This window comes from Oligoflexus sp., assembly GCF_035638955.1.
Classification (GTDB): Bacteria; Bdellovibrionota_B; Oligoflexia; order Oligoflexales; family Oligoflexaceae; genus Oligoflexus.
This window is the reverse complement of the sequence record NZ_DASQYZ010000015.1, coordinates 1-22183: the sequence shown is the minus strand read 5'-3', so window position 1 is coordinate 22183 and position 22183 is coordinate 1. Positions and strand designations below refer to the sequence as shown.

Genomic DNA, 22183 nt, shown 5'->3' with positions numbered 1-22183 from the left:
CGATAAAAATCTAGAAATTTTCGCCCTGAACCCGCAGATCATCAAGCAAAATCCCGATCGAATCATCGGCAGCGCCGACATCGATCCATTCGATTTTACTCGTGCCAGAGCCCGCAACCCAATCCAGGGTTACGTCCTGCCAGACGTTCGAGAAGGTCCGCAGATCCTTCACCAGCGTCTGATTTATTTTAAGCTGGAGGCCTTGTACTGTTGGTGCAAAGCCAGGCGGCAGAGGCTGCTGCCGTACTTTGAAGCTGATGCGATAAACCCGTCCCGGTATGAGCACCAGATCCTTGCGAAGGACCAGATTACTGGCGCCGCGGATGGGATTGGCAGAGCCTTCCGGCCAGCAGACGCTGTCGGTGTCGATAAATTGCTGGCCCTCGGCGGCTCCGACCGTATCGGTACTGCCAGCCTGCGTAGCAAAACGCATCACTTCGAACACGGGCAAACCGCACGCGGTGTTTTGCGTTCCTGGGTTGACCCAGTCGAGCGTCGTCGAAGCGGCAAACGTTTTCGGATCATGAAAGAGAGCTGTGTCGGTGGTAATCCGAGTACCCTCAAACCCTTCGTTCCAAAGCGGCACGAAACTGCTGGGCTTATTGGCATTCGCGACGGAGAATCGACTGTCGGAAGGCAAAAGTTCGGCCACGAAACCATCGTAACTGGTCCCGGCATCATCCTTCACGCTGAGTTTGGTCTTGCGAATCGATTGTTTCAATCCATTCAGATCGGTCGCCTGGAAACGGAGCTCCACAACACTGGCTGAGGCTGGTGCAACCGTTTGCAGGACCACAACCGAACCGGTCACCTGCCATTGCTTCAGATACGTGACGGAAATAGGTGTTTGCGCAGGCTGTCGATAGACACCGCAATGAATGGTCGCGCTCTGTTGGATCGTGTCGAAGCGTTCCTGCTCCATGCACACGAGATAGGAACCAATGATATTGCTGGGTGGAGAAACGCGCTCAGCTTCCGCCTCGGCGTCAGCCTTTTCCTTGTCGGTCGGCGCAGGCTTGGAATCAGCCGGACGCACCACGGTGCCCTGCATGGGACCGCTCTCCTGACACGCGATAATCTGTGAAAATACACAAAGAAATAGCACCCACGACCGAAGTCGAAGTACGACCCAAACCTGCTTCATGTTATGCCTCTAATTTGCAAGTGAAGGCTCAATCGGCATTTTGTCTCTAAAACTTTACCGAACCGTAAAAATCACAGGTTTTGCTAAAGTTTTTGGCTGTTTATGCCGATAGAAGGGCCGAATCAGGGACTTGAACACACATTTCACACGATAGGATCAGCCATGAGGAAAAGCCATGTTCCGATCATTGCTCGCAGTTCTGCTCCTATCTGTTATCAGTGGTGCCTGTTCGTCCGCCAGCCTGAGAGGAAAATCGGCTAACGGAAGCACGACCAGCAATCCCGACAATCCTAGTCCGGTTGTGGTACCGTCTCCGTTTCCAGCTCTGACCGATTGCCAGTCGACGGCTCCGGCCCGGCTCTGTGGGTTGGCCTCCCTGGCACCTGAACTTCAAATCGTCGATAGCCTCAAGAGCGCTCAAACGCTGCAGGGTATCCGCCTTACCTCGCGACGACCGGATGAGCAGGCCTGGCAGGATTTAACCTTGAACGCGTCCTGCTTGTCAGAAAATTCCTTTGTCGATGCGCAATGGGATCGCAGCGTCTTTCAGGGAAGTGAAATGATCATCACCGAACTTTCGCGCACGAGCTGGAATCAGGCTCGCTTCGTTGATTCGGATCTGCGCCTTTCCCACTTTGCTTTGGCCAATTTTGTCGAATTGACCGTTCAGAACTCATGTCTCGCTTCCATCAACTGGAGTGCCTCGCGCTTTCAGGATGTGACGATGGATAATTCATCGGCGGAGCGGGGCAATTTCTCGGGCATCGTCAGTCAAGGTCGCTTTGATTTTACCCGCGGGCAATTGAGCGGTTCCAATTTCAGTGGGGCTGTGTTTGAGGGTCCTGTGAATTTTCAGGATACCAATCTGCGCGGCGTGGATCTTTCTGCTGTGAAATTCAATGATACGGTCAACTGGCAAGGAGCCCAGCTCAGTGGCGCCACCTGGATGGATGGCCGCATCTGTGCGGAAGGCTCCGTGGGTCAATGCGATTGAATCACCAGGTCCAGTTGCAATACTCCTGCCTCAGGTCCGTTTTCTTGAATTTGCCGGCTGACGTTCGAGGAATGGTGTCGGCAAACACAAAGGCATCGGGCAACTGAAATTTGGCAAAATGCGGCGCGAGGTGATCACGCAGATCATCCGCGTTCGCTTTGCAGCCCGGCTTCAAAACAACCACCGCCAAAGGCCTTTCACTCCATTTCGGATGCGGGACGCCAATCACTGCGGCTTCGCGGACCGCGGGATGACCCATGATGGCATTTTCCAGCACCTGACTGGCAATCCACTCGCCTCCGGATTTAATCAAATCCGCTGTGCGATCGGTGAGCTGGACATAACCCAGGGCATCGAGGTTGGCCACATCACCCGTTTTAAAATAACCGTCATCGGTCCAGCGCTGGTCCACCACGCCCGAGGCATAACGCTGGGTGATCCAAGGCCCACGAATTTGCAGCTCGCCGCTGGTTTTTCCATCCAAGGGAACTTCGCCCTCTTCATTGCAGACGCGGACCTGAACAAGGGGAGCGGGTCGACCCTGCTTGGCCCGAAGTTTATACTGCTCATCCACCGGCAACAGCTGAGCCGCAGGGGACAAACGTGAGACCAATCCCACAGGTGACGTTTCCGTCATGCCCCAGGCTTGAATCAGCTGCAGACCCATGCGATCAAAATCACGAATTAATTTTTCGGGAGCCGCGGCACCACCCACCACCATGCGGGCCTTCAGCTCACGCGGGCGCGCATCCAGTTCCTCGCGAATGCTCATCCAGATCGTGGGCACACCGGCTGCCACGGTAACTTTTTCTGTTTCCATAAGATCAACCAGACTCGCGGCATCCAGAAACGGTCCTGGCAGAATCTGACGGGTTCCAACCAGGGTGGCCGTGTAAGGCAGTCCCCAGGCATTCACATGAAACATTGGAACGACAGCCATCAGGCAATCGTCCATCGACAGATCCAGCGAATCCGGCAAGGCCGTCACGAGGCTATGGAGAATGGTGGAGCGATGGGAGTAGACCACACCTTTGGGTTTGCCCGTGGTGCCGCTCGTATAGCAGCATCCCAGGGGATCGGTCTCCTGAATTTTCGGCAAGGCAATGCCCGGTGTTCCACGCTTCAGGAAGTCTTCATAGTCGATCGCTTCCGGGGGCAACGGTTTGGTCGTTCCTACCACAATGACTTTTTCGAAAGGATATTGGCTTCGGAAAGCCTCGAACAAAGGCAAAAGCACTTCGTCCACAACCAAAAAGCGATCCTGGGCATCCCGCGCAATGAAGGCGATTTCATCCGGATGTAAGCGAAGATTCAACGTATGAATCACGGCACCAGCCAAAGGTATACCGAGATAGCATTCCAGATGCTGCGCGTGGTTCCACATCAGCGTGGCGACGCGATCACGTGGCTGAATGCCAGCGTCAATCAAAGCACGGGCCAGCTTTTCCGTTCGTTCCGCGATTGCGCCATAAGTGGTTTTATGAAGTCGGCGATCAGGCTGGCGGGATACAACCTCAACATCAGCGGCCGCATGCCGGGCGCGATCCAATATCATGTCGATCGTTAATGGAATATCCATCATGGTGGATTCAAACACACGAGCCCCCTTTAGTCCTGTTTGGAAAGAAGCTCGCAAATTTTTTTTGGATAGGAAAGGATAAAGTTTGCGATTATCCTGACGTGAGTATTCATCCGTGGAGTTGCCCGCCATGCCTTTGAGCTATACCCCGCCCGCTGATATTAGAATTTTTCAAGGCATGATCAGTTCCGCACCGTCCATGTTTCAATTTTTTGAAATGCTGAAAAAGGCTGCGAATACCGAGGCTCCGGTCTTGATCCGCGGTGAATCCGGAACGGGCAAAGAGCTCGCGGCCAGGGCCATTCACGTGCTCAGCCGCCGCTCCCAGGCGCCGTTCCACACTCTGAATTGTGCGACGCTCACGCGGGAGTTGGCAGTTTCAGAACTCTTTGGTCACGTCAAAGGCGCCTTCACCGGAGCCACGCAAAGTCGCAAGGGGCTCTTTGAAGTTTCTCATACCGGCTCGCTCTTTCTGGATGAGATCGCCGAAATTCCATTGGACGTGCAGCCCCGGCTGCTCCGCGTTCTTCAGGATCAAACCTTTACCGCACTCGGATCCACGACACCCAGGACGGTGAATGTGCGTTTGATATCCGCGACGCATGAATCGCTACGACAGGTTGTGGAGGAACAAAGATTTCGTGCCGATCTTATGTATCGGGTGCGAGTCATTCCGCTTTTTCTACCACCGCTCCGGGCGCGGGGTCATGACATTGCCATGCTCGCCCATCGTTTTCTGGATCAGCTCAATCAGCAGTCCACGCGTCAGGTCCAGTGCCTGCATCCCGAGGCCATGGAGGCGATCAGAAGCTATGCGTGGCCCGGCAATATTCGGGAGCTTCGCAACGTCATGGAATACGCGCATGTGATGGGCGATGGACCTGAGGTCACGATTTACGACTTAACCCCGGAGCTGCGCGGAGAATCGCCACCAGGCCTGGACGATAATATCAAGCAACGCGAGCGCAAACGCATCCTCGATGTACTGGATGCGGTGGCCGGCTCAAGGCACGATGCCGCCGCGAAGCTTGGGATCAGTCGAGCCACCCTGTGGCGCAAAATGCGCGAATATCGTTTGGATGGACATTAAGGTTTGCGGGCCAGCACAAAAATTTCGCGATTGCCTTCGCGACCGGACACCTGGCTATCGACACTTTGTAAGAATTCCAGACCTTCCCGCTGCATGGCCTGCAAAGCGATCGTCAGGGCCGCCTGGCGGCTATCCTCATCGGCGACCACACCACCCACGGGAACCGCGTCAGCAGCCAATTCAAACTGGGGTTTGACCAGGATCAGGAAATGCACAGCGCGGGTCGGAACAGCGGCACAGAGGGCCGGAAGCAATCGATCCACGGAATTGAAACTGATGTCAGCGACCACGAAATTGATATTTTCGTCAATAATCTCTTTAACATGCCTAATATCGCACTGCTCTTTTGCCACCACCCGGGGGTCGGTTCGCAGTTTCCAGGCCAGCTGATTATGCCCAACGTCCAGCGCGTAGACCTTGCTTGCACCCAGTTGCAGGCAACAATCGGTAAAGCCTCCCGTCGATGCCCCACAGTCGAGCACCGTGGCCCCTGCGACCATCGCAGTGAGTCCAAGATCCTGGATAGCCCCCCAGAGTTTGTCCCCGCCCCGGCTGACAAAACGCTTCTGATCTTTCAAACGGAGGCCTTGGCCGTCCCGGACCAGCTGCCCTGGTTTATCGATTCTTTGCTCATCCACCAGGACCTGGCCGGCCATGATCAGGGCCCGGGCTTCGGCCAAATCCGCGACCAAACCGAGGCTGACCAGGCGTTCATCCAGGCGGTATTTATCCTTTTTTTCCGATTTCGCCATGCCTCTTTGGGAACCTCCTGAATCAGGCGTATTCCGCAATCTTTTCCCATGCTTTGCCTTCAAGCGCAAGTTTGGACTCAATGTTTTCAAGACTCTGCCGATGATTCACTATCTGGTGTTGAGACTTCAGCCCTGTGGGGAGGATTGGTGTATTATGTCGAAGGGAACGCTTAAAATACTCTTTGTGGACGAGAAGCGGATGACGTCCGATCTCGAAAAGGCCAGCTACCGTAAAGTTGGGGCCCACATCAGCCAAGCCACAAACTTCGGCCAAGCCAAGGACATGCTGCTGAAGGAACTGGCCGATGTCATCGTCATCAACTTTGATTACGCTGAAATCGATGCGGTGAGCATGTGCGAGCATTTCAAAAAGCAGGCCGCAACCGCTGTGATCCCCGTGATCTTTACCAGCGTTCAGCCCTTGCCCAAGCGCGTCACAGCGCGGAGCAATGGTCCCGACCTGTTTATTGAGACACCGGTTCCTCGCGAATTTTTCATCGAACAGGTGCGTAACCTTTTGGAAGAAAAAATCCGCGGCACGGAACGCGTGAATCATGAAGGATCGGTCGCCTTCGATCATCAGGGCAAGACGATTGAGTGCAGCATTCAGGACGTATCCAAGTCCGGTATTCTTTTGACCACCGAAATGGATATCCCGGCTGGAACCAAACTCAGCCTGAGCTTTTCCTTGCCTGGTTACAAGAAGCCTATCAAAGTGGAAGGCGAAGTCGTTCGCCGGATCAATGCCGATACGCGAAAGAACACGCCGGCTGGTTTGGGTATCCGCTTTGATGATTTCAATGGTGACTCACAGAAACGTCTGGAAAAATACATAGCCAAAAGTCAGCACGACGATCCCAAGCTGGTCTACTATCTATAATCCGACCGAAGCGCAGGCGAGCCGTTTTAAACGGCATCGCCTTCCCCGGTGCGAGTCTTCTTATACTGCTCCAAATAGATCAATGAATTCACGTACTGATCGCGATAGCGAACCGCGGTGAACATGACCTCGCGCAGACTCTTGGGAACCCCCACCACGCGTCCGCCGATGGTGATTTCCACATTCGGGTCCATCACGCCGCGAACGACCAGAATCGCCATATCATTCCAGCGAATCTTACTACGAGTCAGTTCCGCCAGTTTTTCGATTTTATCCAGCAGCTTTTTGCCCTTGGTCAGGCGTTTTTCCACCTTCTGGATGCGATCGCCGGTGGCCTTCTTTTTGGCCAAATCATCAAACTCGTACTGACGTTCGCCGACAAAGCGTTTGAGTTTGGCTTCGCGGCCGCGCAGGATCGTAATCCGATGCTCAAGGCGCCAGTCGCTGCCGACCCGGCACAGAGTTTTCTCACCATCTGCAAAACCAAGGTCCTGGGTGCGAATACCGGTTTCACTGACGACGATGCCGCCACCGATCAAACCCTTGGCTACATTTTTAATGACGATTTCACCGGCCACTTTGCAGTCGCTATTGAGAATGGACTGGTCCACTTCCAACACGCCTTCGACCAGGATGCGACTGTTTTCCACAAAGAGGGCCTGGACGTCACCACCGGCATGAACCATGCCCTCTTTGGAGGTGACGATTCCTTTGCTGACACTCAGGTCGCCGCCGCAACGAATGCGGGCGCGGCCGATACCCCCACGGACGATCAGATCGCCCTTGGCATAAACACGGGCGCCGTTGTCGATGTTCCCCTTCACTTCCACGGTTCCATCAAAGTTGATGTCTCCGGTTTTAAGGTTCACATCCCCTCGATGGACATACACGTTCAAACAGGATACGAGGTGACGCTCGATCTTGGGCATACCCCGCAGCAGCGCATAAAAGCGTCCATCGGCACGTTTCTCAACCCCAGGTCCTGCGGAGAGCGTATACGACGTTTCCTTAACAGTGGCATGCAGAGCTTGACCGAACACGTCCGTTCCTGTCTTGCCATCGCGAAACCGGATCTCGGCGATGGGGTCGCCGGTTTCCACCACCCGTTTATTCTGGGCTGAGCGAAGGTCGATGACGTTATCGGTCTCTTCGACGGTTTTTTCCAGATAGAGAGGATGCAGATAGGTCTGATCACCGGCTCGTGCGGCCAAACCACGGGCGATAACTTGATTTTTAATGCTCTGACCCAGTGTGATCAGACTCAATATTTTATCCAGGTAAATTTCGTAACCATAGCAGATGCCAACCTCCTGAAGGGCGGCCTCCAGCCATTTTTTATCCTGATCATAAGGCCCGGACTGCAGTTTTGTGTCGTTGGCCCAAATGATATGCGCTTCCAAATGATCGGCAGCGATTTCAATTTCAATCAAGCGATCCGACGAAGGCGCAGATTTTTCAGGCTTGGTCGCCGCAGCGCGCGTGTTTTTGAAGACGTCCTTGCCCGCGGCTGCGCTCGAAGCGTCTTTTTTTCCCGCGGACATCGCTGCATTTTTCACCGCCACTGGCAAACCCAAAGGCAGGCCGTAGCCAAAACTCTCGGGCATGGCGATCAGTTCCTTCAGAAACTCGGCGCATTCCCGATTGAGTCCGGCGTAGTCTGGCATGGCCGCCTTGTTTTTCTCAAGAAAGGCCTGAATCTGTGTGAGTATTTTTTTGTGCCCCGCGGCCTGCAGCATCTCGATACTATTGACCCAGAGCATTAACGTGCCACTGGTCTTATCATGAGAAAATTTAAGGGGTGGCATCTCGTCATCCAGCGCCAGCGCTGCCAGGGCACGGTTTTGAATTTTCTCACCGCGCACAGCCCGCCAATAGGCTTCCAGAATACGGGCCTGCAGGACGGGGGATGTGTAAGGTTCCAAGGCCATCTGTTTTTGGACAAAAGCATGAAACCGGGGCCAACCGATTTTACCGACCATTTCGGGGCTTGCCAGGACCGTGAGGGTCCATTCCCGATTGCTGCCTTGCTTCAGCTGGATGTCCTTATAGTTGCGGAAACCTTGGGCAATGCAGAATGCCGTATTTTTATCAGTCAGGTCCTCCTGCTCACGCAGATGGGTCCAGTACTGATTGAAAGCGTTTTCATAAATCACAAACGTTTCAATATTACCTTTGGCCTGCTCATCCTCGAGCTTGGCCTTGGCACGCTTATAAAGGTCCTTGGGCGGCTTACGGTCATCACGCACCAACTCCGCGGAAAAGTTGACGCGAACCTGATTGCTGGCCGCAGCATAAACCAGTCGGATCTCCTGATCCACGCATCACTCCTTGCCGAGGGTTATCCATTTCTATGAGGTATATTAGATTCATGATAGGACTTTGGGTGCAGGGAGCGCAATCAGGATATGGTGACAGCCTCGGCAGAGGGACTCAGCCTTCGTTTTTCCGCGCTGACGACCAGCTGACCGCACGCGGCGGCGATATCCTGGCCTTTGCTGTAGCGGATCATGACGCGAACGCCAGCAGCATTCAGATGATCGCGGAAGCGTTGCAAGGATTCCGGCTCTGGACTCTGGAAACGACTGGGTTCCACCTCATTCAGCGGAATCAGATTGAGTTTCACAGGCACGCCGCGCAGGAGTTCAACCATACGGTCGGCATGATCCAGAGTGTCATTCACACCACGGATGACCGTGTACTGCACAAGCAGGCAGGCATCATCATCACGCTGCTGATAGAAATTACGCAGATAGTCCAGAATGGTGCCGATCGGCCAGCGACGATTGATGGGCATCAGCTGGGAACGTTCGCGTTCGGTGGTGGCATGCAGACTCAGGGCCAGCGATACTTTGGGAAAGCGTTCCAGCAGAATCTTAAGGCCATCCAGATGCCCAGCTGTGGACACGGAAATTTTCCGCAGGGACAAATTTAAACCCATCGGATCCGAAAGAATACGCAGCGCCTGGGACACCTCATCAATATTATCCAGCGGCTCGCCCATGCCCATAAAAACGATATTGGAAATGGCCGCAAATCCCGGGTAGCCCCGTTCCTCACGCCAGGCCGCATGATCGCGGATCCAACGCTGCGCGAGCACGACCTGCGCCGCGATTTCCCCGGCCGTCAGATTGCGTTTCAGACCCATCCGACCCGTGTGACAGAAGGTGCAGGCCATGGCGCAACCGACCTGACTGGAAAGACAGAGGGTGATGCGCTTTTTCTCGGGCATCAAAACGGATTCGACCAACGAGCCGTCTTCCATGCGAACCAGGAATTTCACCGTTCCGTCGTAGCGTGACTGGGATTCTTCGGCAATGCTGGCCGTGGTACAGCGCATATCGTGCGGCATTTGTTCCGCCAGCCCATGCGGCAGGCCTGGTGTTGTCCAGGGCGTTGTATCGAAATCCTTAAACAGGCGACGATACAAAGTTTTGGCATGAACTGTCGACACAGCAAGGCGTGTGCAATACTGCTCAAGATCGGCTAGGCTTTGGCTGTATAGGTCCTGCATGACGGGTCATCCTCGTTGGCCCCTAACATAGTGATAAACGCCGGACCATGCAAGACCAAGACTATGAAATCATGAACCGGAAACCCGATCGCCGGCTGCATCCCGGACCATGGGTCCGTGCCGGCGCTCCAGATGCCCGGCCATCTCATTCAGGGCCACGACCAGTTCCTGCATTTCATCACCTTTGCGGATCACAATGCGATGCGTGTACTCGCCGCGGGTTACGGCTTCGATAAATTTTTGGATAGAGACAAGTGGTCCCGAATATTTATGGCGGGATCGAATGATAAGGATGACCATGGCGACGATATATGCCAATATGGACATGATCAGAAAAATCACATTCCGCATCAGGATGTCATTGAACACCAGCTCATGCTTCAAGTCCGGGCTGACGACTTTGAAGATTTCAGCGACATTGGAATACTGTTCTTCAAAAGCCTGGTAGATAAAAAAGCTTACGCAGCCTAGAAAAACCAGGGTCGTGGCCACCACCTGGACGCCGAAGCGCGAGTGCCAGAAAAATTCCGTCAGCATCGGAACAAGGCGACGACCGTGATCAACGGGGGACTGGTTCATAGAGCGGATGCCTCCGAATAGGTCTGGGCGTGGATGGATGTCCCATTGACAGTGTGCCTTGAGCGGCGAAATAGGAGCAAGAAAAATCTTGCCTTTTGCCCGGAAGGCCGTTAGGCTCCTGGCTCCGGTCACAACCTTAACGTGTGGAGTGGACATTGCACGGGTCAAGACACAGAAGAAAGCATCCCAAGGGTCGTCGTAAAGTCGGTCGTAAGAAGCGTCGCATGATGCGCCTGCGTCGATCATTACGGACCAAATAATGTGTTGGGGCCCACTCTTCGGTTGATAGCCGTTCGAGTTCAAGCCTCACACAGGTCAAGAGCAGCCGGAAGAAAAGGGGCATCCCTTATTTTTCCGGCTGCTCTTTCTTTTTTACATAAATCCGCTATCGACTTTCCCATCAAATTTCATGGCTCCCCAACGCTTTCCATTTGCTGAATTCTGAAGGAAGAGAGAAAGCCCGCTGGTCTTTCCATAGGATGCCCCACACCGCACGTCCGCCGCTACGTCAATCACAACCAAAAATTTTGCATTTCGACGTGCCAGGCCGTAAGCTGTTTTAAAGAGCAAAACTCAAAAAGATCAAAGCGTACAAGCGCTGCGTTCACCATTTCCTTTTTAAGGGGGCGACGATGCTGGACTTTATTCTCGAATTGGAAGCGGTGCTGAAAATCTGGCCTGATAGCGTCAAATGGAGTCTGGTCCAGATCGCTGAACAAACCCATACAAAAGTCCCGCACGTCGTCGAATATCTGACGGATGCGTTGAATAAGAATCCGGATGTGCATGATCCACTCAGTTACAATGAAGTGCATAAAGCCTTTGTCGTGCTGCGCGATCGTCACAAGGTCCAGCTTGAAGCTCTGCAGGAACGTGAGCGCAAAGCCGTGCAGAACGCGGTCGACGCCTATGGCCAGGTCATGGAAAAAGTGCGTTTGATGGAAATGACCCGCAATCGTCGCGGTGCCTATCGCACTTTGAACTACACCTACGGAAACTATCTGGAAGTGCTGCCCCCTGATATCAAAACCCAGATCTGCAATGACTGCCTGCGCATCGGTATCAAGGAAAAAATCAATTTCCAGGAACTTTCGCAGTGGCTGAACCGCGGCATCCAGCATCTCATGGAACTGCCGAGTCGTGATTCAGTCGAAGACGCGCTTGACTTTCTTGATGCCTACGGAGACTATTTTCTCACGGAAGCCCATGGCAAGGGTGAGAAGTTTCTCACCAATCTCCTACTGAGATTGAAACCAGCGGCGATGGAGTTTGACCTTTCTCCCAAGCTGAACGAGGTGGCGGGAGACTTTAAACTCGTCGAAGTCATGGATGTGTTTGTATGATGCGTTGATGCCTGCCAGGCGATGTTTCTCGGGCACGCGTTGACGTTTTTAATGCGCCAACGCTGACGAGGATGATCAGACCTCTTATGTCATCCTCCCAGCCTAATAATGGCGCAGGGAGTTGAACTGACCTTGAAGAAAAAAACAAAGAAGCCAGCCAAAGCCACCAAGTCCGCGCGGAAAAGCCCTGTAAAAAAAGTCCTCACTCAAGAAGCATCGTTGCGGCTGCCCCAAGCTTTGTCTTATGAACAGGTCTATGCCAGCTGCCCAACTGACTTTTTTAAGTTCAAGACCACCGCTGAACTTGAAAACTCGAACGATATTATTGCCCAGGATCGTGCGATCCGCGCGATCAACATGGGCCTCAGTATCAAGCGGCCCGGTTACAATATCTATGTCGCAGGCATCGAAGGCACGGGCAAGACCAGTGTCATCCGCCAGTTCCTTGAAAAATGGTCCGCGGATTCGCCGGCACCCTATGACTGGGTTTACCTCTATAACTTCTCGGACATCGAAGTCCCCAGGGCCATTAAGTTGCCTCGTGGTGAAGGTCGTAAGCTCAAGAAGAATATGGAACACCTGGTCAAGGCCCTGCGTTCAGAAATTCCGGTCGCGCTGCAGAGCGAGGACTACGAGAACGCGGTCAACACCTATATTTCATCCGCCAATGACATCAAATCCAAGCTGTACAGCGAGCTCGAAAAGCTGGCCAAGACCAAGGATTTTGTCATCAAGTCCACGCGCATGGGGATCGAAACCATTCCCATCGTCGACGGCCGCCCCCTCACCGAACGGGACTACTCCAAACTAGCAGAAGACGAACGGACCGAGATCGAGGGCCGACGCTCCGAGCTGGAACCTGAAGTGCTGGACTTTGCCCGTAAGGTTCGGGCGATCGACAAGGATACCGGCGAGCAGCTGGAAAACCTGCGGAGTTCGATCGGGGAGCAGATTATCTCGGCTTTGATCATTCCTTTGCTCGAGGAATACGGCCAATTCTCTGACATCCTGGAATACATCGAGCAGGTCCGCGAGGATGTGAAAGAAAACCTCCTCGAGTTCGTCGAGGACGACCAGCCGGCCGCCAACGCGGAAGAAGCGTTCCTGATTGAAGATAAGGATAAATTCACCAAGTACAAGGTGAACGTCTTTGTCGACAACAGCAAGATCGAAAAAGCGCCGGTCATCATCGAAAACAATCCGACCTATTACAATCTGTTCGGCAAAATCGAAAAGAATGTCGAGCACGGCATGTATCTGACCGATTTTACGATGATCAAGGCGGGTTCGATTCATCGGGCCAATGGCGGTTATCTCGTTCTGAATGCCATCGATATTTTCCGGCCCGGTAATGTGTGGGAATCGCTGAAACGCATCCTGCGCAACCGCAAAGGCTTTATCGAGGACATGGGCGAGCAGTATTCGCTCCTGCCGACCTCGGGTCTGCGGCCAGAGCCTGTGCCTCTGGATTTGAAAGTCATTTTGATCGGCACCGACGAGATCTATCATATCCTTTATCAGCAGGATGAAGAATTCCAGAAGATCTTCAAGATCAAAGCTGACTTCGATTTCAAGATGGAACGTAGCCAGGATAATATCATGAGCTACGTGAGCTTTATCGCGACCCGCATGCGCCTCGAACAGCTCCTGCCGTTCGATAAATCAGCTGTGGCCGCGATTGTGGAATATGGTTCGCGTTTGATTGAAGATCAGAATCTTCTGTCGACCCAGTTTGGTGAGATCAAGGATCTGACCATTGAAGCGGACTTTATTGCCAAGGAAAAAGGTCGACCCTCGATCGAGCGCGCTGATGTTGAAGATGCCCTGGATTTGAAATACTACCGTTTGAATCTGCAGGAGGAGTATCTGCTCCGTCTCGTCAAGCAGCAGGATATTCTGATTTCGGTGGATGGCACACGAACCGGTCAGATCAATGGTCTCGCGGTCTATGATTATTCCGATTATTCATTCGGAAAAATTGCTCGGATCACGTGTACGACGTCGCCCAGCAAGCGCGGGATCTTAAATATTGAACGCGCCGCTCGTCTGTCGGGAAAAATCCACGATAAGGCGGTGATGATTATTGCCGGTTATTTCAAAGCCGTGTTCCCCAGGAATAAAGCGCATGCGTTTACCGCCAGCGTTTGCTTCGAACAAAACTACGGCATGATCGACGGCGATAGCGCGACCCTGGCGGAAGTGATTGCGATTATCAGTTCGCTGGCCCGTGCCCCCATCCGACAGAATCTGGCCATCACAGGCTCGATGAACCAGTTTGGTGAAGTCCAGACCATCGGTGGCGTGAACGAGAAAATCGAAGGCTTCTGGAAGATCTGTGACCTGGTCGGCAAGAGTGAGAAGTATACGGTCATCATTCCCGCCGCCAACGCTCAGAATCTGATGCTGCATCGCAAAACCCAGGCAGCCGTGAAAGCGGGCCGATTGGAAATCGTTCCGGTCATGCATATTGCCGAGGCTTTTGAAATTGCGACCGGTATCCCCCTGGGTGTGCGTGATGTCCATGGCGACAGTGTGCTCACGAAAGGCAGTGCGCTCGATCGCGCTCTGATTTGGATGGACAAGGCCGAGGAAGATGCTCACCACGACTGATACCCAAAGTCTGATTCGCGTCCTGAAAGCCCGGCAGACGGCACAGGACGCGATTCATCAGTTTTTTCGCAGCCGGGACTATCTCAGCCTCGATACACCGATTGCCGTGCGCAGTCCAGGGACGGAAGTTCACCTCGGCTATTTTGCCACCGAATGGCAGGATTTTCGTGGTGACGGCACCCGTCTCTATCTGCGTTCCAGCCCCGAGCTGCACCTGAAGCAGGCTCTGGCTTTAGGGCTGGAGCGGGTCTATCACCTGGGGAAGTGTTTCCGCAATCAGGGTGAGCTGGCCGACTGGCATCACCCCGAATTCACCATGCTTGAATTTTATCAAAATGGGATTGGGCTCAGCGATTTCATGACCCTGACGGCGGATCTGGTGCAGAACGTGGCGTTGGCACTGCAATCGGCTGGATTTGCGGTGCGGATGCCCAAGGCCAAACCCGAACGGCTGTCGATGTTTAAAGCGTTTTCGCGCTGGGCCGGTTTGGAATTGATCGATGGGGATCCGGAGCTGGCCCGCAAAGGTCTCGCCAAGGGTTTTCCTTCCCTGCGTGCGGATGATGATTTTGAGACGGCTTATTTTAAGATCCTGCTGGATATCATCGAACCACGCCTTAAGGATCATGAGGCTATCTTCCTTTATGATTACCCGGCTTCGCAATGTGCCCTGGCGCGTGTTGTCGATGGCCGGGCGCAGCGTTTTGAGCTTTATTTGCAGGGCGTGGAACTTTGCAATGCCTTTGATGAACTGCTGGATCCGGTCGCCAATCGCGAGCGGATACGGAGCAGTAACAAGCAGCGGGTTAAACTCGGGCATGGGGCTGTGCCGGAGGATGAGGATTTTTTTCAGGCCCTCACGCAAAATTTAAAACCGTGCTCCGGCAATGCTCTCGGGTTTGACCGTCTCCTGGCCCTGCTCCTGGGGGAACAGAATCTGGACCGTGTCGTACCCTTTCGTTGGAACAAGCCCTGGTCCCGTAAGCTCACTCCTTGAATTCAGGGGGCATCGTCCCCTCTTCCACTTCCAATCGTTGCAGGCGCAGGAGCAGATAGACAAGACTATCGGCAGTGCTTTCCACATTCCAACGGAACAGAGCGCCTATCAAAGGAATCGCACCGATCCAGGGAATACGCGATTCTTCAAAACCTGCGGTTCGGGCCTGAATCTGTCCCACCATTTGCAATTGATCCAGACTCAACCAGGTTTCGGTTTGCATCCCGGATCGGTCGAGGGCCCGTTGTCCTTCACGAGGTCGGCTGATCTGTAAGTTGAGTGAGACTTTTACGGTGTCCCCGCGCTGTTCCATGAGTTTCACTTGAAGCATGAAGCCAACGGCCTTCCAGATTTCCAGAGTTTGATCCCGCTGAGGCGCGAGTGTGGCAATATCCATCCCGTCACTCACTTCCAGCGAGCTGCCGAGATTGAGGGCCAGACGCGGCCGAGCTAAAATCTTCGTATCACTGCGATGCGAAAGACCCTGGAGAAAAACATCGATATTCTCCCGCGGCAGGAGCTGAATGGGCCCCAAATGCAATGGATTGCTCAAATCCGAATCGCTGGATTTTTGCGCCACAGCCACGACTTCCAGGCGAAAGCGGCCATCGACCTGGTCCTGGCAGCGGATCTGAACGGGGGCTCCGTAACGATCCTTGATCCACTGACGCCACTGCTCGTCACGCTTAGGGTCGGGAACCAGACAGAGGCTCTCCAAAGTCACAAACCCATCGGCGTCCACAAATGTTTGGTTAGCCTTGAGTTCCTTCGAAAGGCGTTCCGCCACCAGCCCGCGGGCTTCGCCTTTCAACGTTGCTCGAAAGCGGCACGGAGGATTTTTATCGCAAAGTTCACGCGCCTTATGCAGCCAGGATAGGGAATCGGTTTGCCCTAACACAGTGGATGAATCCTTGTCACAGCGGATGCCTGGCTCATTGCACACCAATCCTTCCCAGCGGTCCGCTTTTTCGGATTCGCTGCGACTGGCGACATCCACAATCCAGCTTTGCTGGACCACGCCTTTATCATCGAGGGCCCTCAGGTACACCAGCCCTGAACGCAGGGCCACAATCTGATATTCGCCTCGACCTTGCTCCTCCACATCAAGAATATGTTTCTGGCTCAGACGCAGACTGAATTTAGGATCCACCTTGACCCGTCGCGCCTCGCCCATTTCCAACTGCCAGCGTTCCGGCATGGGGCTGCTGAAGCCCAAAGTGGCAAAAAGTGCAAAACCATAAAGAAGAAACTTAATCATATTGAATGCCGCGCGAGGGAGCAGGTCCACCCATCTCGGCTCCGCAGAATGCAAAAGCCTTCCCATCTGCAGTCAAAACTGCCTTTTTTTGTAGAGTTTGCTGAAGGCGTGGCGCGGAAGGAGCGGATGCAGGCCAAAGTACATAAAGGTCACCACTCCGGCCGAGCGCCTTCCACAGCTTCATCTCGTCATCAGACGACCGGCACCACCCTTCCCCTTGACGTTGCAGCACCGTGACTTTTTGAGTTTCCTTCCAATGGGTTTCCAGGCGGCTTATTTTTTCCACCGGGATAAGAATTTTGCCATTCGGTACACTGAGGCCGGCCTCGCCTCGCTGCAAAACCAAAGTTCCCACGATAAAAGCGAGACTATGACTGAGCAGCGGCGGCCATCCCAATAAACTTAATTGCACCGGAACTTTTTGCCAGGTGCGGCGCAACCAAAACGTGAAACGATGTAACATAAAGCCTCAGCATCCCTTTCGTGTTGATCATCAGCTCCAAAATCCAGTCGGGGTGCTGGCGCTGGCCAGCTTCTGCCCAAGGCTGAAAAATGGGTCATCTCCATTTTTTCGTCCGGTGACACAGGATCCATGGCTGCATAGGCCTCGGTTATTTGCTGGCTCAAGGCACGTGTGAGCTGCCAAAGACCCAGCTGCAGAACCAGTATGAAAGCCAGCATCACCAGCAGCTCGGCACTGCCCTTTTCATTCATAACGCACCACCCAGTTCGGGTAGTCCGCGTCCAGATCTGGATTTCTCTCGCGATGGAGCTTCACCCGCAGAGGACCATCAAGGGCACAGGATTCCATATTCTGGTCCACATAGAATTCCTTCCAGTCCATCAGGACAGTCTCCACTTCAAGATCCACCGGCACGTCCTCCCCCTCGGCACAGCCCAATTTACGCCATGTTGCCACAGCACTTCGCAGATTCGCCGCCATCGCCTGGTATCGCCCACAAACAGCCATCGCATAATCCGCTTGAAAAGCCTCGGCCCACAGGTCCGTTGCCTTGCCCACGAGTCGAATTCCCAGCAAAAGCTGGGTCACCACGCCTATCCATATCAAAAGCCCTAGAACCTGCGACACAGCTCTTCCTCCTGATGAGCATTGTGCCCTCGTCGATTTTTGAGCACCAGAGACATGGAAATCTGCTAAAATGTCCAAGGTCCTCATAACCAAATTCACGGGTGAATCATGAAGCCTCAGTTCCTTCTCATCCCTATGCTCCTGCTCTGCTGCTGCCGCACCACCGCTGGCACCAAGGAGAAAAATGCCGTGACAAAACCTTATGCGGCCGAAGCTGAAAAACTTTTGATGAAAAAAATCGATGGTTTGTCGAAGTCACAGGCTCAGGTTTACGAGTGCACTGTAACGGACAAGGACGTGGATAACCTAGACCAGGTAAAGAAATGGATCGCCCAAGTTCCTCGCGATAAAAGTTCCATGGTCAAGGCAATGCATTTCAGAGCAACTGATCCGTCCGTTGAATATTTCGCTTTTGAGGGTAGCACACCTATTTTGATGTATGAAGATCACAGTGCATTGAGATTTCTGGGCAATGAAAAAGGCGAGCAGCATTCAGCGGTCAGGGCATTAATGGAAGTTGCTGACAAACACTGCCCTGGACAAAGCAAATAATTCCGCCACCGACTCAACCCTCTACTCCACCTTACTGAACTCGATGACCAAAATACTGATACTAGCGCAGCTGTGATTTCCAGCAGACTGCGTCACTTTTATCTATCTTATTGACCTTGCCATACAAATCAGCTAATCACATTTTCTGGCAAGTTGATTGCGTATCGGCATGTCTAAACTATCAATGAGTTAGAGGCGAGTCATGAATTTTGGAAGCACCGCATTTGTGCTGACCGGCCTGATCCTGCTTATCTCAGGATGCGGTCAAATAACGAATGGATACGATAGTGACAGTCTTTCCTGCGGAAGCGGTCACGAAAAACAAAGCGAGTTTTTCATAGCTACTGGAGCAGATGGTCAAAGATTAGCAGCAGCAGACATAGGTCTAAGTAGTCTCGACGGCCAATACGCGCAACTACCAATCGTATCCAGAAATGGCTGTATTAAGAAACCTCAAGCAGGCAGATATCTCATTAAGTCTAAAGAAAAGGACTGGGCGGTGATAGTTGATGCCGATACAGTAGCACCCCGGCATTCCGTTCAGTTGTTAGACTTCACTGGGCAATCCCTTGCGATCCAGTGCAGTGAATCTGAACGATGGGCGGTAGGAGGATCCTTTTCAATTCAATCCTTGGTCAAATCCAGCTTTGAGCACGCACTTGAAGATGCTTTCCCTGTCTCTTTTGAACTTAAGAAGGACGACTCGACTATAAAAATTTTCAAGAATCTTGGGCTCAAGGAAGCAGGTTTGTTACGTCCATTTAATGACATTATGGCCGAGGGGTCCTATGAAATAGTGGTTACTACAAAAAATCTTTTAAAAGAAGGCCGGGATACGGTTAAAAACTGTAAGTTTATGCTTGATCGGACTGCGCCTGACGTTAGTTTTTCAGTTAACTCCGGTCTTAACTTTTCATCAATTTCCATCCAAAACACCGAAGCCTTTGCAGTGGTCAATCCCAGCGAAAACATTGAATTTGTTTCAAAAGATCCAGACATTAAGGAAGTGAGATATTGCCTAAAGGAACTTTACGACAACTTCACTACCAACGACACCGAAAAGCTTATTGGATGGAGAAGCGATACCCAGGCAAAGTCTTGCGATTCACTGTCGGTCAATTCCACTCTACTTGGCTCCCCCCTTCCTTTCGAAAATCGCTCAGGAATATGGTCTTTAAGATACCAAGCAGTTGACACGCTTGGAAACATCTCAGCCCCAAAATCGACTCTTTTTATATTCTTAGCAAAGGATAAGCTCGAACTCATAAAAAACCTTGCTATATCAGACGTACCCCTCTTCGTGCTCCAAAACAAATCATCTCAAGCTGCTGCTTCCGCATTACAGGCTGAAACCCTACGTGTTAACCTCCGAACTCAATACGAGCGGGATTTAATAAAAGATTATACCCGAGCTGGCCTCGTAACAGCCTATGATCAGAGCGGCATTGCAATTAGGGTCGATAACTCCGATCGGCGTGTAACATCTGTTGCCATAACAAAAGATGGCAGATTGGCGCTAGCGGGGTCCTGGCAGGACAAAATTATTCAAATTTGGGACATCGAAACAAGATCACTTTTGACTTCAATAGAGACCCAGGATTTTGTTTCCGCTATGGCTGTCAGCCCCGACGGCAGAACCATCTATGCAGGCTTAGTGAACGGGAACATTGAGACCATTGACAAAGACTCTAAAGAATCAACAGTGATCAAATCACATGAGCGCGAAATAAGCCAATTACAACTGAGTTCTGACGGAAAGAAATTAGTAAGCGGCTCTTCAGATACCAAAATTAAAGTTTGGGAAACCAGGAATCTAAATCTGCTCGTAACACTTGAGGAACACACAAAAAAAATAGCTGGCTTGGCGCTAACTCGCGATGGTTCACGCCTATTCTCAGCGTCGGACGACGGACACATGTTGGTTTGGGATCTGAATGTTGGCAAAAAAATCGGCACCATAGAATCCGGACTAACTTCTGTAAATGCTCTAGCCCTTGGGAATAATGAAAAAATTCTTGCCGTGGGGTCCGAAAATAAAATTGAGGTGATGAAAACTGATGAAGCTTTTTCTAAATTTTTTAGCATTGACACGAAGCTAAACGGAACTATTAACTAATTATCTTTTAGCTCAGATGATCGCACCTTAATTTCAAGCTTCAATGTGTCGACGATACAATTTTGGAATATGGACTGGGGTTTTGAAGAAAAGAAGATCATTGATACCGGCAGCCTCATTTCATCTATGGCCGTGGCGCCGGATGGAAAACGTATTGTCACAGGATCAATCAACAGTTCACTCACCGTTTGGGAAATTGAAACTGGGTTCAAGCCGCACCGGCTCATCGAGGGTGCTTCTTCCCCAACAATCCAATCCCTAGCATTGAGTTCCGACGAGAGTTTCGTAGTTTCGCTTCCCTATTTATCTAACAACCTGGAGATTCACTACCTTAAAGAAAAAGATAAACCCGCTATTCGATTAGAGGGATCGGAAGAGTCCTTAACGAAGGTAGCGATTTCACCTCAAAATGTAATCATAGCTGGAACTGATAAAGGCAACATCAAAATTTGGGATTCACTTCACCCGAATGCGAATACAACAAGAAGCCTCACAGGCCACACATCTTCAATCAAGGCACTTGCGTTCATTGATGATGGGTCTAAGCTCATTTCCGGTTCCGATGATCAATCGCTCTTGATTCATGATCTTCACACCGGCAAGATTGTTAAGAGCTTCACATTAACGTCACCTATAGAAGCGCTGGCAGTCAGTCCTTCTGGAACTTTTGCTTCGGCTCAAAAAAATGGGGAAATTGATTTGTGGGATGTGCATACACTTCAACATCTTGGCAAATTAAGGGATCCTATCGGCATGCTTTTGTCGATCGACATAACCGTTGACGGGAGTAGAATTGTAACGGGTGCCAGCAACGGAGTCGTTCGATTCTGGAATATCAGGACTGGCATAAGTATAACACAACAATCTGGTTTTGGAGAAAAGATCAAAGATGTCCGTTGGCTTCCAAGCGAACAGGCTGCAATTACCGGGTCCGTTGACCAGACACTAAGAATTTGGGATGCCACAACTGGACGAAACATTAGCACGTGGATAGGCCATGGGGCAGGTGTTAATGCCATGACACTGAACAAAGACGCAACTCTGGCTGTAATTGGTGGCGCGGGCTATAGAGATGAAATGCTCAACGTCTGGGATTTATCCCAGGACAATCTGACCAGGAAGCTCTGTGCAGTTAGTAATGTCGGACAGTTTGAAGTTTGCAAAGCTTTCCAATAAAAAAGCCGCAGCGGCCTACGACACCGCTGCGACACCTCCTCAGGCGCCGATCGCCTTCATTTCCGTGCTCGACAACAAGCAGGAGCATTTTCTTTCCCGTATCGGTTTTGATCTGCTTAGGCTGCCTCGGCCGTGCGAAGGATAGCAGGTGTCTAGGGCCGGCGAAGATGAGCTTCGACCTTCTTCAGACCAGCATCCAAAATTCCCACGGCTGCGTTCCGGCCCAGTTCGCCGAGGCGCAGCGGAGCCGGCAACTCAAAATGCAAAGACTGCGTCATCGTTTGCATGGCGCCGCATTCCTTGTTTTGGGAAGCCTTGAACCAGATATCGTCCACATTCTCGATGGCACACGTCGGATGGCTGAGGAGCGCCGAGCATACCCCTGAAATTCTTCCAGAATTAACTTGAATCTATCCTGCCAATTTCAATCCTTTAGTCTGTGCAAACTGCCCAGGGGTCATTCCTCCCAAGAAGTGTGAGGCCTTTTCTCGTTCGACTTAGCATCTTGATAC

Annotated in this window: 20 protein-coding genes; 9 read left to right on the top strand and 11 right to left on the bottom strand. The window is 52.2% G+C overall.

What is annotated here, in order from left to right:
- Window positions 1-10: 10 nt before the first annotated feature.
- Entirely contained in the window at window positions 11-1051 is a 1041-nt protein-coding gene (locus tag VE954_RS01955; RefSeq protein ID WP_324949102.1) for a hypothetical protein, read from the bottom strand.
- Window positions 1052-1319: 268 nt separating this feature from the next.
- Here VE954_RS01955 and VE954_RS01950 point away from each other — a divergent pair, with 268 nt between their 5' ends.
- On the top strand, window positions 1320-2138 hold the full coding sequence (locus VE954_RS01950) for a pentapeptide repeat-containing protein (protein ID WP_324949100.1): 819 nt from the start codon (window positions 1320-1322) through the stop codon (window positions 2136-2138).
- Between the two features lies 1 nt (window position 2139).
- On the opposite strand, the gene VE954_RS01945 is transcribed toward VE954_RS01950, so the two are convergent.
- Window positions 2140-3735, bottom strand: coding sequence for a long-chain fatty acid--CoA ligase (locus VE954_RS01945; RefSeq protein WP_324949098.1), 1596 nt, complete (start codon window positions 3733-3735; stop codon window positions 2140-2142).
- 112 nt (window positions 3736-3847) lie between these two features.
- On the opposite strand from VE954_RS01945, the gene VE954_RS01940 reads away from it, so the two are divergent.
- Window positions 3848-4807, top strand: coding sequence for a sigma-54 dependent transcriptional regulator (locus VE954_RS01940; RefSeq protein WP_324949096.1), 960 nt, complete (start codon window positions 3848-3850; stop codon window positions 4805-4807).
- Here the strand turns inward: VE954_RS01940 and VE954_RS01935 are convergent.
- On the bottom strand, window positions 4804-5559 hold the full coding sequence (locus tag VE954_RS01935) for a TlyA family RNA methyltransferase (protein WP_324949094.1): 756 nt from the start codon (window positions 5557-5559) through the stop codon (window positions 4804-4806). The two genes, VE954_RS01940 and VE954_RS01935, sit on opposite strands and share 4 nt — an antisense overlap.
- 154 nt (window positions 5560-5713) lie before the next feature.
- On the opposite strand from VE954_RS01935, the gene VE954_RS01930 reads away from it, so the two are divergent.
- Window positions 5714-6439, top strand: a complete 726-nt coding sequence (locus tag VE954_RS01930) for a PilZ domain-containing protein (RefSeq protein WP_324949092.1) — start codon at window positions 5714-5716, stop codon at window positions 6437-6439.
- A 26-nt stretch (window positions 6440-6465) separates the two neighbouring features.
- On the opposite strand, the gene VE954_RS01925 is transcribed toward VE954_RS01930, so the two are convergent.
- From VE954_RS01925 to VE954_RS01915, 3 genes are all read right to left on the bottom strand, one after another.
- Window positions 6466-8757, bottom strand: a complete 2292-nt coding sequence (locus tag VE954_RS01925; RefSeq protein ID WP_324949090.1) for a FapA family protein — start codon at window positions 8755-8757, stop codon at window positions 6466-6468.
- An 80-nt stretch (window positions 8758-8837) separates the two neighbouring features.
- On the bottom strand, window positions 8838-9950 hold the full coding sequence (rlmN, locus tag VE954_RS01920) for a 23S rRNA (adenine(2503)-C(2))-methyltransferase RlmN (RefSeq protein WP_324949088.1): 1113 nt from the start codon (window positions 9948-9950) through the stop codon (window positions 8838-8840).
- A 69-nt stretch (window positions 9951-10019) separates the two neighbouring features.
- Window positions 10020-10529, bottom strand: a complete 510-nt coding sequence (locus VE954_RS01915) for a HAMP domain-containing protein (protein WP_324949086.1) — start codon at window positions 10527-10529, stop codon at window positions 10020-10022.
- A 632-nt stretch (window positions 10530-11161) separates the two neighbouring features.
- Here VE954_RS01915 and VE954_RS01910 point away from each other — a divergent pair.
- The 3 genes from VE954_RS01910 (at window position 11162) to VE954_RS01900 (ending at window position 15479) form a co-directional block, all read left to right on the top strand.
- Window positions 11162-11872, top strand: a complete 711-nt coding sequence (locus VE954_RS01910) for a hypothetical protein (RefSeq protein WP_324949084.1) — start codon at window positions 11162-11164, stop codon at window positions 11870-11872.
- Window positions 11873-12004: 132 nt separating this feature from the next.
- Window positions 12005-14482 (top strand): ATP-binding protein, encoded by a 2478-nt coding sequence (locus VE954_RS01905; protein ID WP_324949081.1) that lies wholly within the window; start codon window positions 12005-12007, stop codon window positions 14480-14482.
- Complete coding sequence (locus VE954_RS01900) at window positions 14466-15479, top strand: amino acid--tRNA ligase-related protein (RefSeq protein WP_324949079.1); 1014 nt, start codon at window positions 14466-14468, stop codon at window positions 15477-15479. Before VE954_RS01905 ends, VE954_RS01900 begins: the two co-directional genes overlap by 17 nt.
- Here the strand turns inward: VE954_RS01900 and VE954_RS01895 are convergent.
- Genes VE954_RS01895 through VE954_RS01880 form a run of 4 tightly spaced genes read right to left on the bottom strand, consistent with a single transcriptional unit; the run spans window position 15469 to window position 17827 of the window.
- Window positions 15469-16737, bottom strand: coding sequence for a hypothetical protein (locus VE954_RS01895; protein ID WP_324949077.1), 1269 nt, complete (start codon window positions 16735-16737; stop codon window positions 15469-15471). The two genes, VE954_RS01900 and VE954_RS01895, sit on opposite strands and share 11 nt — an antisense overlap.
- Window positions 16730-17200 carry a hypothetical protein gene (locus VE954_RS01890; RefSeq protein WP_324949075.1) on the bottom strand — a complete coding sequence of 157 codons (471 nt, stop codon included), beginning with the start codon at window positions 17198-17200 and terminating at the stop codon, window positions 16730-16732. Before VE954_RS01890 ends, VE954_RS01895 begins: the two co-directional genes overlap by 8 nt.
- Window positions 17140-17451, bottom strand: a complete 312-nt coding sequence (locus VE954_RS01885; RefSeq protein ID WP_324949073.1) for a hypothetical protein — start codon at window positions 17449-17451, stop codon at window positions 17140-17142. The genes VE954_RS01890 and VE954_RS01885 overlap by 61 nt, the downstream gene beginning before the upstream one ends.
- Window positions 17444-17827, bottom strand: coding sequence for a hypothetical protein (locus VE954_RS01880; RefSeq protein ID WP_324949071.1), 384 nt, complete (start codon window positions 17825-17827; stop codon window positions 17444-17446). The genes VE954_RS01885 and VE954_RS01880 overlap by 8 nt, the downstream gene beginning before the upstream one ends.
- Window positions 17828-17935: 108 nt before the next feature.
- On the opposite strand from VE954_RS01880, the gene VE954_RS01875 reads away from it, so the two are divergent.
- The 3 genes from VE954_RS01875 (at window position 17936) to VE954_RS01865 (ending at window position 21671) form a co-directional block, all read left to right on the top strand.
- Window positions 17936-18379, top strand: coding sequence for a hypothetical protein (locus VE954_RS01875; protein WP_324949069.1), 444 nt, complete (start codon window positions 17936-17938; stop codon window positions 18377-18379).
- Between the two features lie 202 nt (window positions 18380-18581).
- On the top strand, window positions 18582-20495 hold the full coding sequence (locus VE954_RS01870; protein WP_324949067.1) for a hypothetical protein: 1914 nt from the start codon (window positions 18582-18584) through the stop codon (window positions 20493-20495).
- 69 nt (window positions 20496-20564) lie between these two features.
- Window positions 20565-21671 (top strand): WD40 repeat domain-containing protein, encoded by a 1107-nt coding sequence (locus VE954_RS01865; RefSeq protein ID WP_324949065.1) that lies wholly within the window; start codon window positions 20565-20567, stop codon window positions 21669-21671.
- Between the two features lie 152 nt (window positions 21672-21823).
- Here the strand turns inward: VE954_RS01865 and VE954_RS01860 are convergent, their stop codons facing one another.
- The gene (locus VE954_RS01860) at window positions 21824-21958 is read right to left on the bottom strand and encodes a hypothetical protein (protein WP_324949064.1); all 135 of its coding nucleotides are present in this window, start codon (window positions 21956-21958) and stop codon (window positions 21824-21826) included.
- Window positions 21959-22183: the final 225 nt, after the last annotated feature.

What these genes read in the sequence shown, in the direction of transcription:
- VE954_RS01935 (WP_324949094.1), bottom strand. Translation starts at nt 5,559, where the DNA reads ATGGCGAAATCGGAAAAAAAGGATAAATACCGCCTGGATGAACGCCTG.
- VE954_RS01865 (WP_324949065.1), top strand. Translation starts at nt 20,565, where the DNA reads ATGGACTGGGGTTTTGAAGAAAAGAAGATCATTGATACCGGCAGCCTC.
- VE954_RS01930 (WP_324949092.1), top strand. Translation starts at nt 5,714, where the DNA reads ATGTCGAAGGGAACGCTTAAAATACTCTTTGTGGACGAGAAGCGGATG.
- VE954_RS01915 (WP_324949086.1), bottom strand. Translation starts at nt 10,529, where the DNA reads ATGAACCAGTCCCCCGTTGATCACGGTCGTCGCCTTGTTCCGATGCTG.
- VE954_RS01940 (WP_324949096.1), top strand. Translation starts at nt 3,848, where the DNA reads ATGCCTTTGAGCTATACCCCGCCCGCTGATATTAGAATTTTTCAAGGC.
- VE954_RS01870 (WP_324949067.1), top strand. Translation starts at nt 18,582, where the DNA reads ATGAATTTTGGAAGCACCGCATTTGTGCTGACCGGCCTGATCCTGCTT.
- VE954_RS01910 (WP_324949084.1), top strand. Translation starts at nt 11,162, where the DNA reads ATGCTGGACTTTATTCTCGAATTGGAAGCGGTGCTGAAAATCTGGCCT.
- VE954_RS01890 (WP_324949075.1), bottom strand. Translation starts at nt 17,200, where the DNA reads ATGTTACATCGTTTCACGTTTTGGTTGCGCCGCACCTGGCAAAAAGTT.
- VE954_RS01885 (WP_324949073.1), bottom strand. Translation starts at nt 17,451, where the DNA reads ATGAATGAAAAGGGCAGTGCCGAGCTGCTGGTGATGCTGGCTTTCATA.
- rlmN (WP_324949088.1), bottom strand. Translation starts at nt 9,950, where the DNA reads ATGCAGGACCTATACAGCCAAAGCCTAGCCGATCTTGAGCAGTATTGC.
- VE954_RS01875 (WP_324949069.1), top strand. Translation starts at nt 17,936, where the DNA reads ATGAAGCCTCAGTTCCTTCTCATCCCTATGCTCCTGCTCTGCTGCTGC.
- VE954_RS01955 (WP_324949102.1), bottom strand. Translation starts at nt 1,051, where the DNA reads ATGCAGGGCACCGTGGTGCGTCCGGCTGATTCCAAGCCTGCGCCGACC.
- VE954_RS01860 (WP_324949064.1), bottom strand. Translation starts at nt 21,958, where the DNA reads ATGCAAACGATGACGCAGTCTTTGCATTTTGAGTTGCCGGCTCCGCTG.
- VE954_RS01950 (WP_324949100.1), top strand. Translation starts at nt 1,320, where the DNA reads ATGTTCCGATCATTGCTCGCAGTTCTGCTCCTATCTGTTATCAGTGGT.
- VE954_RS01895 (WP_324949077.1), bottom strand. Translation starts at nt 16,737, where the DNA reads ATGATTAAGTTTCTTCTTTATGGTTTTGCACTTTTTGCCACTTTGGGC.
- VE954_RS01900 (WP_324949079.1), top strand. Translation starts at nt 14,466, where the DNA reads ATGCTCACCACGACTGATACCCAAAGTCTGATTCGCGTCCTGAAAGCC.